The 13788-nt window shown below is 68.8% G+C and carries 10 protein-coding genes; 7 read left to right on the top strand and 3 right to left on the bottom strand.

Features of this window, described 5'->3' with window-relative positions; all coding sequences use genetic code 11:
* Nucleotides 1-97: 97 nt before the first annotated feature.
* Both ACTWQA_RS23040 and treS read left to right on the top strand, forming a co-directional pair.
* Nucleotides 98-1732 carry an asparagine synthetase B family protein gene (locus tag ACTWQA_RS23040; RefSeq protein WP_443161206.1) on the top strand — a complete coding sequence of 545 codons (1635 nt, stop codon included), beginning with the start codon at nt 98-100 and terminating at the stop codon, nt 1730-1732.
* 282 nt (nt 1733-2014) lie between these two features.
* A complete protein-coding gene (gene treS, locus ACTWQA_RS23035; RefSeq protein ID WP_443161205.1) occupies nt 2015-3730 on the top strand; it encodes a maltose alpha-D-glucosyltransferase in 1716 nt (571 codons plus the stop codon).
* Here the strand turns inward: treS and ACTWQA_RS23030 are convergent.
* The 3 genes from ACTWQA_RS23030 to ACTWQA_RS23020 form a co-directional block, all read right to left on the bottom strand.
* Complete coding sequence (locus tag ACTWQA_RS23030) at nt 3717-5984, bottom strand: FtsX-like permease family protein (RefSeq protein WP_443161204.1); 2268 nt, start codon at nt 5982-5984, stop codon at nt 3717-3719. The genes treS and ACTWQA_RS23030 overlap by 14 nt on opposite strands.
* Before the next feature lie 79 nt (nt 5985-6063).
* Entirely contained in the window at nt 6064-6792 is a 729-nt protein-coding gene (locus ACTWQA_RS23025) for an ABC transporter ATP-binding protein (protein WP_443161203.1), read from the bottom strand.
* Nucleotides 6789-7295 (bottom strand): PadR family transcriptional regulator, encoded by a 507-nt coding sequence (locus tag ACTWQA_RS23020; RefSeq protein ID WP_443161202.1) that lies wholly within the window; start codon nt 7293-7295, stop codon nt 6789-6791. The genes ACTWQA_RS23025 and ACTWQA_RS23020 overlap by 4 nt, the downstream gene beginning before the upstream one ends.
* Before the next feature lie 127 nt (nt 7296-7422).
* On the opposite strand from ACTWQA_RS23020, the gene ACTWQA_RS23015 reads away from it, so the two are divergent.
* From ACTWQA_RS23015 to ACTWQA_RS22995, 5 genes are all read left to right on the top strand, one after another.
* Nucleotides 7423-8673: an ABC transporter substrate-binding protein gene (locus ACTWQA_RS23015; RefSeq protein ID WP_443161201.1), complete on the top strand. Its 1251-nt coding sequence runs from the start codon at nt 7423-7425 to the stop codon at nt 8671-8673.
* A 7-nt stretch (nt 8674-8680) separates the two neighbouring features.
* Nucleotides 8681-10003, top strand: a complete 1323-nt coding sequence (locus tag ACTWQA_RS23010; RefSeq protein ID WP_443161200.1) for an ABC transporter substrate-binding protein — start codon at nt 8681-8683, stop codon at nt 10001-10003.
* 12 nt (nt 10004-10015) lie between these two features.
* Nucleotides 10016-11392, top strand: coding sequence for an ABC transporter permease subunit (locus ACTWQA_RS23005; protein WP_443161199.1), 1377 nt, complete (start codon nt 10016-10018; stop codon nt 11390-11392).
* Entirely contained in the window at nt 11389-12288 is a 900-nt protein-coding gene (locus ACTWQA_RS23000) for a carbohydrate ABC transporter permease (RefSeq protein WP_443161198.1), read from the top strand. The genes ACTWQA_RS23005 and ACTWQA_RS23000 overlap by 4 nt, the downstream gene beginning before the upstream one ends.
* A 66-nt stretch (nt 12289-12354) precedes the next feature.
* Nucleotides 12355-13728, top strand: coding sequence for a M1 family metallopeptidase (locus ACTWQA_RS22995; RefSeq protein ID WP_443161197.1), 1374 nt, complete (start codon nt 12355-12357; stop codon nt 13726-13728).
* The last annotated feature ends 60 nt before the right edge of the window (nt 13729-13788 follow it).

Raw genomic sequence — 13788 nt, 5'->3', positions numbered from 1 at the left:
TGATTGTGCGCTCGCTCCGCTCGCAAACCATGCCTCCGCTCCCTCAGCCCGGCAAAGGATACTCTTTTGGCGAAGCGTCTCGAAGGGATGAGATCCGGTGCAGTTCAACGTGCGACCCTATGTCTGCGGCGCTCTCGGCCGGATCGACACCGCCATACTCGGCAAGCTGACCGCCGCCGGCCCGCGCGTGCGCCCGGCGCTCCAGACGGCCGACGCGGCGTTGTTCAGCTCCACGCCGCTGCCGCCCTACCACCGCGTCGGTGACTCCTACGCGTTCGCGTGGGGCGAGCGCAGGCCGGCCGCGATCGAGGAGTGGATCGCGGTCGCGGAGACGTACGAGACCCCCGGCCTGATCGGCGACGCCGACAAGGTCACGTTGCACACGGGCGCGCTCGGGCTGGTGGACGTCTACTACGTCCGTCAGGGCGACGCGGTCTACTTCTCGTCGCTGATCCAGCCGCTGCTCAGCCTGGTGCCGATCGCGATCGACTGGGCGGCTTGGGCCTCGATCATCCAGGTGACGTTCCCGCTGGGCGAGGCGACCCCGTACACCGAGGTCAAGCGGCTGCCCGGGGCGAGCGCGCTGGTGTGGGAGCACGGCCGGGTGGCCACCGAGCGGCGGCTGCCGCGCTGGCTGCGCACGGAGCCGTACGAGTCGTGGATCAGCCCGCGCGAGATCGTCGAGCTGCTGGATCGCGTCTACGAGGACTACGACGGGCGCAAGCTGCTCGTGCCGGTCAGCGGCGGCTACGACTCCCGGCTGCTGGCGAGCGTGGCCAAAGCCAGGGGCGCGGACGTCGAGTCGTGGACGACGAGCCCGGACGACGGCACCGACACCGACATCGCCTTCGCCAGGGCGATCACCAAGGAGCTCGGCATCCCGCACCGGGTGATCACTCAGGACGCCGCCGACTACCCGCGGGACGCGATGGAGGTGGCCCGCAGGCTCGAATACCTGACGCCGCACCACGCTTGGTACGCGCCCTTCGCCAAGGAGGTGCACGGCGCGGGCCGGATCCTGGTCGACGGCCTGGCCGGCGGCCCGCTGCTGAAGAACTTCATGGTCAGCGGGGCCGCGCTGGAGGCCAGGACCCAGGCGGAGCGCTCGGCGGCAGTGCTGGGCTCGTTGTCGCTCGGCGCGCCCTCGCAGCCGTTCCTGTCCAAGGCGGCCGCGGAGTGGATGGAGGAGGCCGTGCGCGAGCAGTTCGCGGCCACCACCTCCATGCTCCACGGCCACCGGGCCGAGCTGCCGCTGTCAGTGCTGCACACCAGGACCGTGCGCGGCATCGCGCGCTCCGCGGTCAATCTGGTCGGCCCCGAGGCGTCGTTCGCGGCGCCGTTCATCCATCCGGACTTCTTCGACGCCGCGCTGTCGGTCGGGGTGGCGCGCAAGGACAAGGGCCGGTTCTACCGTGAGGTGCTGCACGCGGCCCATCCGCGGGTGGCCGCGCTGCCGTCCACGAACGTCGTCAAGCAGCCGCTCCAGCGGGTGCCGTTGCGGTCCACCGCGGCGCCTGCCCGAAATTATGCGCACGGCATGCTCGAGACTGTGGGCAACCGGGTTCCCGAGCTGGTGTCGGAGGAGCTGCACGAGCTGATCGCGGGTGGCCCCGACGCGCTGACCAGGTTCAACGGCTGGAATGACCGCTTCTGGGTGCGGGGATTGGTACTCTTCGGACTCTGGCTGAGCGACTTCGAGAACGACCTCACAGATCTGACGACACCGTTCTGAATGAACCGTGGGTAACAGGGCGATTACGTACGGATCTCGCGGGTATTAAACGTTGCACAGCAGAAGCGGGTTCCGGAAAGCCAACGGGCTGGTAGTGTTCGGCCCGTAAGCGCCGCACAAACGGGGCACCGGATCACAAATCCGGTCCCGTTCTAGGGCATGGAGTTCGCAGGGATGACGACTCCAGGCGGCGCGGTCACCAGATAAGAACGCCGGGGCAACCGGTGACTTCGTCCTGCCCACATCTCTTCCTGTGAGCGACATATGATCAACGCATCCCCAATGCCGGAGCCGATCTCTGAGGCGTTCGTCTCGGAAGACCCGGCCTGGTACAAGCGGGCGGTGTTCTACGAGGTTCTCGTCCGGGGGTTCAAGGACTCCAACGGCGACGGCACCGGCGATTTGCGCGGGCTGATCGAGAAACTCGGCTACCTGGAGTGGCTGGGTGTCGACTGCCTGTGGTTGCTGCCGCTGTACGAGTCGCCGCTACGCGACGGCGGCTACGACATCTCGGACTACATGAAGATCCTTCCGGACTTCGGGGATCTTGGGGATTTCGTCCAGCTGATCGAGAAAGCCCACGAGCGCGGCCTGCGGATCATCACCGACCTCGTGATGAACCACACCAGTGACAGACATCCCTGGTTCCAGGCGTCCCGGCACGACCCCGAGGGGCCGTACGGCGACTTCTACGTGTGGTCGGACCACCCCGGCGGCTATCCCGACGCACCGATCATCTTCATCGGCGCCGAGGAGTCCAACTGGACCTACGACCCGGTGCGCAAGCAGTACTACTGGCACCGTTTCTTCCACCACCAGCCGGACCTGAACTACGACAATCCGGCGGTGCAGGAGGCCATGCTGGAGGTGCTGCGGTTCTGGCTGGACCTGGGCATCGACGGGTTCCGGCTGGACGCGGTCCCCTACCTGTTCGAGCGGGAGGGCACCGCGTGCTCCGGCCTGCCGGAGACGCACTCCTACCTGAAGAAGATCCGCGCCGAGGTGGACCGGCTCTACCCGGACCGGGTGCTGCTGGCCGAGGCCAATGGCTGGCCTGAGGACGTCGTGGAGTATTTCGGCGACCCCACCACGGGTGGCGACGAATGCCACATGGCCTTCCACTTCCCGCTCATGCCGCGCATCTACATGGCGGTCAAGAAGGAGACCCGCGAGCCGATCTCCGAGATCATGTCGCGGACGCCGAAGCTGCCGGAGCACGCCCAGTGGGGCATCTTCCTGCGCAACCACGACGAGCTCACGCTCGAGACGGTGACCGAGGAAGAGCGCGACTACATGCACAACGAGTACGCCAAGGACCCGCGCATGCGGGCCTACCTGGGCATCCGCCGGCGCCTGGCCCCGCTGCTGGACAACGACAGGGACCGGATCGAGCTGTTCACCGCGCTGCTGCTGTCGCTGCCGGGCTCGCCGATCATCTACTACGGCGACGAGATCGGCATGGGCGACAACATCTGGCTGGAGGACCGGGACGCGGTCCGCACGCCGATGCAGTGGAGCCCCGACCGCAACGCGGGCTTCTCCACGGCCGACCCCGGGCGGCTCTACCTGCCGGCCGTCATGGACCCGATCTACGGCTACCAGGCGGTCAACGTGGAGGCCCAGCAGCGGCACGAGGGCTCGTTGCTCCAGTTCACCCGCAAGATGCTGGAGATCCGGCGCAGGCACTCGGTGTTCGGGGTCGGGGCGTACACGGAAATGTGGTCGTCGAACCCGTCCGTGCTCACGTACGTCCGCGAGGACCGCGACGACGTGATGTTGTGCGTGAACAACCTGTCGAAGTTCCCGCAGCCGGTGGAGCTGGACCTGCGCAGGTTCGAGGGCTTGATTCCGGTGGAGGCGCGCGGCGGGGTGCCGTTCCCGCCGATCGGCGAGCTGCCCTACCTGCTGACGCTGCCCGGCCACGGCTTCTACTGGTTCGCGCTCAAGCGCGCGGAGGCCGTCATGGGGGCCGTCGCCCCGTCCGTCAGCGCGAGGTGACCGGCACCTGGGCACAGGCCACGCGGCGCGCAGGAATGAGCACGACCGCGAGGGCCGTGCCCACGGCCGCCACGACGGCGACAGCCAGTGTCAGCGCCGACGGCGCGCGGCCGATGCCCGCTCCCACGCCGCTGGTATGGCCCTGCAGGTCGATCAGCCCCTTCACCACGGACATGCCCGCCGCGGCGCCCGCGCCGACGCCGAGCACGACCAGCAGGCCCGTGCCCATCACCAGCGTGGCCATGACCTGACGCGGCGTCAGGCCCATGGCCTTCAGCACGGCCAGGTCGAAGGCGTGGTCGCGCAGGCCGAGGGCGCTGGCGGTGAGCAGGTTGGCCAGGCCGATCAAGGTCAGCACGGCGATCAGCGCCACGATCACCACCCTGATGATCGACAGCCGGTCGGCCGGGTTGACCGCGGCCTGCACGTCCAGGCTCTCGGCCGACTCGGCCAGCAACCTGCCGCGCACCTCGCCCTGGTCGGCGCCGGGCTTCAGGGCGAGCGCGTAGAACTCGGGCGGCACCGCGTCCTTGGCCGCCAGGCTGTCGAGCCCCACCGAGAGCACCTCACCGTCCAGGTCGGGCTCGACGGTCCTGCCGACGATCCTGACGATCAGCGGCGTGCCGCCCACGGTCAGCCGCACCCGGTCGCCGATCTTGACACCGAGCAGGTCGAGCAGCCCCTGTCCGGCCACGGCCTCCCCCTGGCGGCCGTACATGCGGCCTTCGACCACGGGGAACGGGTAGGGCGTCGTGGAGCTGCCGATGGCCCGCACTCTGACCGAGCGGGCCTCGCCCGGCGCCAGGGCGTTGACGTCGGTGCCCGGGTAGACCGCGGCCACGTCCCTGTCCTGCTCGGCGATGCGCTTGGCGTCGGCCGGCTCCAGCTTGCCCGCCCTGACGTACAGAGAGGCGTGCTGGCCCACCTGCTCGGGATGGTCGGCGAAGTCGTCCAACGTGGCCCACACGCCCAGTCCGATCGTGGTCATCATCATCGGCACGGCCAGCCCGAACGCCGTCAGGAAGGCCGGCGTCCGCCGGGTGAAGGCGTCCCTGGTGCCGAGGACGAGGGCGGGCGGCAGGCGTACGAGGAGGGCGAGCCTGGCCAGCCGGGACAAGTGGCCCCGCGGCGGCGCGGCCGGCGCGGCGGGGATCGGCGGCGTGCGCCCGCCGCGCCAGGCGGGCAGGCCCACGGCGGCCAGCACCACCAGCGCCGTGCCACCGACGATGGCCAGCACGGGCACCGGCGCCACCGAGGTCGCGCCCAGGACCAGCGCCATCACGCCCCAGCCTGCGACCGCGCCGAGCGCGACGCCGAGCAGGCCGAGCGCGCCGTGCTCGACCAGCAGCAGCAGCGCGACCTGCCCCCTGGTGAAGCCCATGGACTTGAGTGTGGCCAGGTCGCGCAACTGGCCGAGCACCCGGCCGCCGGCCGCGTTGGCCAGCGCGAGCGCGGCCGCGACCAGCCCGACCACGCCGAACAGCGCCAGCAGCGTGCCGAGCAGCCGGTTGTCCAGCTCCATGGCGGCTCTGACCTCGCGCCAGGTGTAGACCCGCTGCAGCTCGTCCTCCAGCATGACGACCACCCGCTGGGAGACGACCTGGGTGGCGTCGGGGTCGGCCAGGCGCAGCCCGGTCACCCACTCACTGCGGCCGAGCATGGGCTCGACCCTGTCGAGCATGGCGGGCAGCACGTAGGCCAGACCGGGCGTCCACTGCGGGTAGAAGCCCTGCTCGGCGGAGTCGGCGATGCCACGGACGTAGAGGGTGTGGCGCTCGCCGCTGAGCGCGATGACCGTGAAGGGCGCGCCGACCCTGAGCCGCAGCGCGGTCGCGAACGACCGCTCGACGACCACGCCGTCGGGCTGCGCGGCGTCCAGCCACTTGCCCTCGGCCACCAGCGGGTGCGCCACCTGCGGCGGCGTGGCGGGCATCGCGCGCAGCGCGGCCGGCTCCTTCTTGCCGTCCTGCGCCACGGTCACCGGCGCCGACCGGTACGGGCCCGCGGTCTGCGAGACACCGTCGATGCCGTGCAGCGCCACCTGCGGGCTGTCCTTGGTGTAGAGCCAGACGTGGGCCCCGTCGGTCTGGGCGAACAGGCTCCGCCACGGGTTCGTGCCGTCCTCGAGCAGGGTCGCCGCGGTGATCAGCGCGGCCACGATCCCGGCCACGGCCAGCACGGTCAGCACCGCCTGGCCCTTCCTGGCCCGCAGGTCGGCCCTGATCCACCGGCTCCCCGCCAGCGAGGCGCTCATGACGCGCTCCGCCCGCCACGCGCCGGTCCGGGTGCGCGCAGGGAAGGGACGGGTGCCAAGGCGGCGGGGCGGGGTGGGCTCATCGGAGGTCGATCACCTCGCCGGCCGTGCCGGTGCGCCTGCGGGCGATGCGGCCGTCGTCGACGATCTCCCCGTCGAACAGCGAAACCAGCCGGTCGGCCAGGCTCGCCACGCGGGCGTCATGGGTGACCATGACGATCGTCTGGCCCTCTTTGTGCACCGCGCCGAGCAGACGCAGCACGTCGCGCGTGTTGCGGCTGTCGAGGTTGCCGGTCGGCTCGTCGGCCAGCAGCAGGCTGGGCTGGTTGGCCAGCGCCCTGGCCAGCGCCACCCGCTGCTGCTCGCCGCCGGACAGCTGGGCGGGCGCGGCGTCGGCGCGGTCGGTGAGGTTGAGCGCGGCGAGCAGGCTCTCCCTGCGCTCGCGGGCGACCTTCGGCGAGGCCCCAGCCAGCAGCGCGGGCAGCTCGACGTTGTCGCCCACGGTCATGTTGGCGACGAGGTTGAAGAACTGGAAGACGAACCCGATCTTCTTGCGCCGCAGCAACGCCCAGGCGCTCTCCGAGAGCGTGTCGGCGCGCTTGCCGTCGAGCCAGATCTCGCCGCTGGTCCTGGTGTCGAGCCCGCCCAGCATGTGGACGAGCGTGGACTTGCCCGACCCGGACGGCCCCATGATCGCGACGAACTCGCCCGGCTCCACCTGCAGGTCCACCCCGCGCACGGCAGGCACGGGCACCGCGCCGTCCTGGTAGATCTTGACCAGATTGACCGCTTTCAAGACCGAGCTCATGCCAGATCCTCCTGGCACCGCTCCAGCCAGTCAAGGTCGGCCTGCAGGTGCAGCATGGCCCCCTCGATGAGCAGCAGGGCCACTCGGTCCGTCGGCGCCGTGCGGGACAGCAGATCGTTGAGGTCACTCATGAGGCCCAGATAGTGGCGGCGCTGCCGGTTGATCAGCGCCATCCGGTCGGCGATGCCGGTGAGCGGGGCGAGCACGAGCTTCATGAAGAACTCGTCACGCACCCTGGGCCCCTCGGTGGGCTCGTCCACCCAGGTGGTGAGCAGGTCGCGGCCCTTGGCGGTCAGGTAGTAGACCTTCTTGTTGGGCCGGTTGGACTGCTCCACGTCCACGGCCCTGACCAGACCGTCCTTCTCCAGCCGGCCGAGCGTCACGTAGATCTGCCCGATGTTCGGCGATGGGTAGGCACTGCCGAAGGTCTGCTCAAGGGCCTGCTTGAGCTCATATCCGTGGGCCGGCTCTTTGGCCAGGAGCGCGAGCAGGTGAAGCCGCACGCCTCACCTCCCGCTGTGTTACGAATGCGTTACGCGGTTATCCGTTGACCTTCACATTACAGGTGTGCATAACATGAATGCATCTACCTAACACGTATGTAACCACTCTGAACACGGAGGAAACAGAGTGCAGCGCTCGCTTTCGCTCATGCTGGCCGTGCTCCTGACGGCCGGCGGCTGCGCGACGGCGGGCGAGGAGGGCGGCGGCGAGACGGATACGGGCGGAACCGGCCCCATCACGTTCGCCACCGGCCGCGACACCACGGCTTACCTGCAACCCCTGCTGGATCGCTGGAACCAGGCCCACCCGGCCGAGAAGGTGACGCTGCTGGAGCTGCCCGAGGCCGCCGACGAGCAACGGGCTCAGATGGTGGCCAACCTCCAGGCCCAGAGCAACCGCTACGACGTGCTGGGGCTCGACGTGGTGTGGACTGCCGAGTTCGCGGAGAACGGCTGGATCATCCCCCTGGAGCGCGGGTTGTTCCCGCTCGACAGGTTCCTGCCGCCGGTCGTGGAGACGGCGATCTACAAGGACAAGCTCTGGGCCGTCCCGTACACCAGCAACGCGGGACTGCTCTACTACCGAACCGACCTGGTCAAGAAGCCGCCACGGACGTGGGTGGAGCTCCGCGACCAGTCACGAGAAATTAGAAAAAAGCACGACATCGAAGGCTACGCCGGGCAGTTCCTGGCCTACGAGGGGCTGACCGTGAACTTCTCCGAGGCCGTGCAGTCAGCCGGCGGGCAGATTCTCAGCCGCGACGGCACAGAGGTGACTTTCGACGCGGCCAAGGGGGAGATCGCGCTGGACTTCCTGCTCCAGGGCCTGCGCGAAGGATGGATACCCAAGGCGTCGCTGAACTACAAGGAAGAGGAGTCGCGCCTGGCCTTCCAGGAGGGCGAGCTGGCCTTCGCCCGCAACTGGCCACACGCCTACGGCCCCGCCAAGGCGAAGCTGGGCGACAAGCTGGGCGTGACCCGGCTGCCCGGGCTCAACGGCCCAGGCTCCAGCACGCTGGGCGGCGCCAACCTGGCCATCAGCGCCTTCTCCAAGCACCAGCAGACCGCCCAGGAGTTCATCCGCTACTTCACGAGCCTGGAGAACGAGCGCCGCGTCCTCACCGAGGGGTCCTTCCCTCCCGTGTGGACCGAGCTCTACGACGATCCCGGCCTGATCAAACGCTTCCCGTACTTGCCGGTGCTCAAGGAGAGCATCCTCGCCGCCAAGGCACGTCCGGTCAGCGCCAACTACAACCAGTTGAGCCTGGTGATCGCGAGCTCGGTCGCCAAGGCCCTCAGCACCCCCACCCCCGAGTCCGCCGACGACGTCGCGGTCTCCATAAAGTCCGAACTCGAAGAGATCATCAGAACCCAGTGAGGCAGCCATGCGAAAAGCCAGAGCAGCAGCGATCCTGGCCGGGCTCGCGCTAGCCGTCGCCGCCTGCGGCAACGCGCCGACGACGACTCAGCCCACCGCAACGGGGTCCGCGCCAGCGACCGCCGGTGCCAAGACTCTTCAGGGCGTGAAGCTCGAGGTCGCCGCCAAGTGGACCGGCGCCGAGCAGAAGAACTTCGAGCAGGTGCTCAAGGCGTTCTCCGACAAGACAGGCGCCGAGGTCACCTACGCCTCCACCGGCGAGGACACCGGCGCCTTCCTCGGCCCGCGCATCCAGGCCGGCAGCCCGCCGGACGTGGCCATCCTGCCGCAGCCGGGTCTGGTGCAGCAGTACGTCGACCAGAAGGCGCTCAAGCCGCTCACCGACGCGGTCACCACCGAGATCGACACCAACTACACGCCGTACTGGAAGGAGCTCGGCTCGGTCGGCGGCCAGGTCTACGGCGTGCTGATCAAGGCCGCCCACAAGTCGCTGGTCTGGTACCGGTCGCAGGCGTTCGACGACGCCGGCGTGCAACCGGCGACGACCTGGGACGAGCTCGTCAAGAACTCTCAGGCCATCGCCGACTCCGGCACGCCGCCGTTCTCACTGTGCGGCGCCTCCGGCTGGACGCTGACCGACCTCTTCGAGAACGTCTACCTGTCCACCGCGGGCCCGGAGAACTACGACAAGCTCTCCAAGCACGAGATCCCGTGGACCGACCCGACTGTGACGACCGCGCTGGAGAAGATCCAGCAGATCGTCGGCAAGCAGGAGTTCCTGGTCGACGGCACCTCCGGCACGATGCAGACCGACTTCCCCACCTGCGTGAGCAAGGTCTACAGCAACAAGAAGGCCGCCATGGTGATCGAGGCCGACTTCGTGGCCGTCGAGGCGGTTCAGTCGGGCGCCAAGGTCGGCGACGAGGCGAAGTACTTCCCGTTCCCGAAGGCCGGTGACACCGCTCCGGTCGTGCTCGGCGGCGACGTCGCGGTGGCGATGAAGGACTCGCCCGGCGCCATGGCGCTGCTGCAGTTCCTGGCCTCCAAGGAGGGCGGCGAGATTTGGGCCAAGCTCCCCGGGTACCTGTCGCCCAACAAGAACGTCTCTCCGGACAACTACCCGGACGAGCTGACCAAGCAGCTCGGGCAGACCATCGTCTCGGCCGGCGACGCCGTTCGCTACGACATGTCCGACCTGGCACCCAGCGCGTTCGGCGGCACCGACGGCAAGGGCGAGTGGAAGGTCCTGCAGGACTTCGTCCGCAAGCCGACCGACATCAAGGGCGCCCAGGAAGCGCTCGAAGCCGAGGCCAAGAAGGCCTGGAAGTAAAGAGGTAAGGCCGTGACCGAACGGTTGAACGGCCCGAAGGCCCCGCCCGCGGAAACCGCGGGCGGGACCGCCACCGGACCGGCTGAAACCCCCCAAACGAAACAACGCCTCGGCCCCTCGCCGACGGTCGCGATCGCCTTCCTCCTCCCGGCAGCGCTGCTGCTGGGAATCTGGGTGGTCTACCCGATCGTCTACTCGCTCTTCCGCAGCCTGTTCGACGCGAACGGCACCGGATTCGTCGGACTGGGCAACTACACGACGATCTTCACCGACTCCGCCACGCTCACCACGATCCGCAACAACCTCATCTGGGTGGTCATCGCCCCGATCGTGGTCACCACGCTCGGCCTGATCTTCGCGGTGCTGACCGAGCGCATCAAGTGGGCGACGGCGTTCAAGCTGATCGTGTTCATGCCGATGGCGGTCTCGCTGATGGCCGCCGGCGTGATCTTCCGCCTGGTGTACGAGGAGAACCCGGACAAGGGCCTGGCCAACGCGGTGCTGACGACCGTGCACGACACGTTCTCCTCCTCGCAGGGCTACCCGGAGGCCCGTCCGCGGGAAGGCGACCAGTCCCAGGTCGCCGACCAGAACGGCGCGGTCGTCACCAAGCAGCCGGCACAGGCCGGCCAACCGGTGCTGATCCCGATCGTGGGCGTCAACCCGCAACTCGTCCCGTCCGGCGCGCAGCCGGCCAAGGCCCCCGCGGCAGGCGGCGGACTGTCGGGGACCGTCTGGCTCGATTTCACGCGGGGCGGCGGCGGCCAGAGCGGCGCGGTGGACCCCACCGAGAGAGGGCTGCCCGGCATGACCGTCGAGGCGGTCCAGAACGGCCAGGTCGCCGCTACCGCGACGACCGCCGACGACGGCTCCTTCCGCTTCGACGGCCTGCCCGCGGGCTCCTACACCGTGCGGCTGCCGCAGTCGAATTTCGAGGCCTCCTACGGCGGGCTGACCTGGCTCGGCCCGGCGCTGATCACCCCGGCGATCATCGGCGCGTTCGTGTGGGTGTGGGCCGGGTTCGCCATGGTCCTGCTCGCCGCCGGGCTGGCGGCGATCCCGAGGGACGCGCTGGAAGCGGCCCGCATCGACGGCGCCACGGAGTGGCAGGTGTTCCGCAAGATCACCGTGCCGCTGCTGTCGCCGGTGCTCCTCGTCGTCTTCGTGACGATGATCATCAATACCCTGAAGGTGTTCGACCTGGTGTTCATCATCGCGCCGGCCTCGGTCCAGCCGCAGGCGAACGTGGTCGCGCTGGAGATGTGGCGCGTGTCGTTCGGCGGCGGGAACAACCAGGGGCTGGGCAGCGCGCTCGCCATCCTCCTGCTGATTCTGGTCCTCCCCTTCATGATCATGAACATCCGCCGGTTCAGGAGGGAGAACACATGACAACGGCGACCGCCACCGCGCCGCAGGGGCTGGAGACGGGCGCGCCGCGCAGGGGTGTGCTGGGCAAGATCGTGGACCGTCTCGGCAGCGGCACCGTCCAGATCATCATGGTGCTGCTGGGCCTGTTCTGGCTGGTGCCGACGCTGGGCCTGCTGGTCGTCTCCATGCGCACCACGCAGGTCAACAATGCCGAGGGCTGGTGGACGGTCTTCACCAAGCCGGCCGAGCTGACCATCCAGAACTACCAGAACCTGCTGGGCAGCGGCTTCACGGCGTCCTTCTGGAACACCGTGCTGATCACGGTGCCGACCACGGTCCTGGTGATCGGCATCGCGGCGATGGCCGGATACGCGTTCGCGTGGATGGACTTCCCCGGGCGGGACGCGGCGTTCCTCGTCGTGGTCGGCCTGCTCATCGTGCCCATCCAGATCGCGCTGATCCCCGTCGCCTCGCTCTACGGAAACGCCGGCATCTTCGGCTCGATCCCGGGGGTGGTGCTGTTCCACGTGGCGTTCGGGCTCCCGTTCGCGATCTTCCTGCTGCGCAACTTCTTCGTCGGCATCCCGGCCTCGCTGCTGGAGGCGGCGCGCATGGACGGGGCCTCGGAGTGGAAGATCTTCGCCTCGGTGGTGTTCCCGCTGGGCAAGCCGGCGATCGCCTCGCTGGGCATCTTCCAGTTCCTGTGGGTGTGGAACGACATGCTCATCGCGCTGGTCTTCGCCAACACCGACAACCAGCCGATGACCAAGTATCTGCAGTCTCAGATGCGGCAGTTCGGGTCGAACGTTGACATCCTCTCGTCCGGCGCGTTCCTGTCGCTGATCATCCCGCTGATCATGTTCTTCGCGTTCCAGCGGTACTTCGTCCAGGGCATGATGGCCGGCTCGGTGAAGTGACGGCTTGCGGGCGCCTGCACAAGCGGGCGCCCGTAACGTCCGTTTTCGTCGTTCCGATGCATCGTCATGAAGCGTCTTCTCGCTCTCACCGCAGCAGCCTTCATCTCCCTTCCCCTCTCCCCCGCCCTCGCACACGACGGCGCACCCGGCGCGCCGGGTGCGGGTGACCCGTACTTCCCCGACCAGGGGAACGGCGGCTACGACGCCGGCCATTACGACCTCTCGCTGGACTATGACCCGTCGTCCGGACGCCTCATCGGCGTGGCCGGGATCACCGCCCGGGCCACGCAGGCGCTGAGCCGTTTCAATCTGGATCTCGTCAGCACTCTGGCGGTGCGGTCGGTGACGGTGGACGGCCGGCCCGCCGCCTTCACGCAGAGCGGCTCCGAGCTGGTGGTCACGCCGGCCAGGAGCCTCCCTTCAGGCCGCGGCTTCTCCGTCGTCGTCCGGTACGACGGCAAGGCCACGCACGTCGTCGACCCCGACGGCTCGCTGGACGGGTGGATCAAGACGAGCGACGGCGTCTTCAACGCCAACGAGCCCCAGGGCGCCATGACCTGGTACCCAGGCAACCACCACATGACCGACAAGGCGACCTATCGGTTCACGGTGACCGTGCCGAGCACCCGGGTGGCGGTGGCCAACGGGGACCTGGTGGCGAAGTGGTCGAAGAGCGAGCGCACCACGTCCGTGTGGGACTCCCGTGAGCCGATGGCCAGCTACCTGGCCACGGTGTCGATCGGCAAGTTCGAGTTCGCCGACACCAGGATCGGCGGTTACCGCGTCACCACCGCCGTGGACCCCAAGCTGGCCGGCGACGCGAAGGGCTTCCCCGAGCGGCACCCGCCGGTGCTCGACTACTTCAGCTCGATCTTCGGCCCGTACCCGTTCTCCTCGACCGGCGGGATCGTCGACCATGCCCCTGAGGTCGGCTACGCGCTGGAGACCCAGACGCGGCCCATCTACCCGCGGGTCCCCAGCGAGTCGCTGCTCGCGCACGAGCTGGCGCACCAGTGGTTCGGCAACTCCGTGACGCCGACGTTGTGGCGTGACATCTGGCTCAACGAGGGCTTCGCCACCTACGCGGAGTGGCTCTGGGCGGACAAGCTCGGCACCCGTACCGTGCAGGCCTCGTTCGACGCGGCCTACGCGACGGCGGCCGAGGACGAGTTCTGGCAGAGCCCGCCCGCCGACCCGGGCGGCCCGGAGAACCTCTTCCACGACCCCGTCTACGACCGCGGCGCGATGACGCTGCACATGCTGCGGCGCGAGGTCGGTGACGCGGCGTTCTTCGCGATCCTGCGCGCGTGGGCGAGCGACTACAAGTACGGCAACGCCGACACGGCCGCCTTCATCGCCCTGTCCGAGCGGGTGTCCGGCAAGCAGCTCGACGCTCTCTTCGAGGCCTGGCTCTTCAAACCCGGCAAGCCGGCGCTGTGATCATTCTGGTACGGCTTGAGAGCGACGTTTCGGCCTCAAGCCGTACCAGACCTAGATAAG

This window comes from Nonomuraea sp. 10N515B (genome assembly GCF_052245915.1).
In the GTDB taxonomy this organism is placed as follows: domain Bacteria; phylum Actinomycetota; class Actinomycetes; order Streptosporangiales; family Streptosporangiaceae; genus Nonomuraea.
The sequence above is the reverse complement of the archived record's forward strand: the minus strand, read 5'-3'. Positions and strand labels throughout refer to the sequence as shown.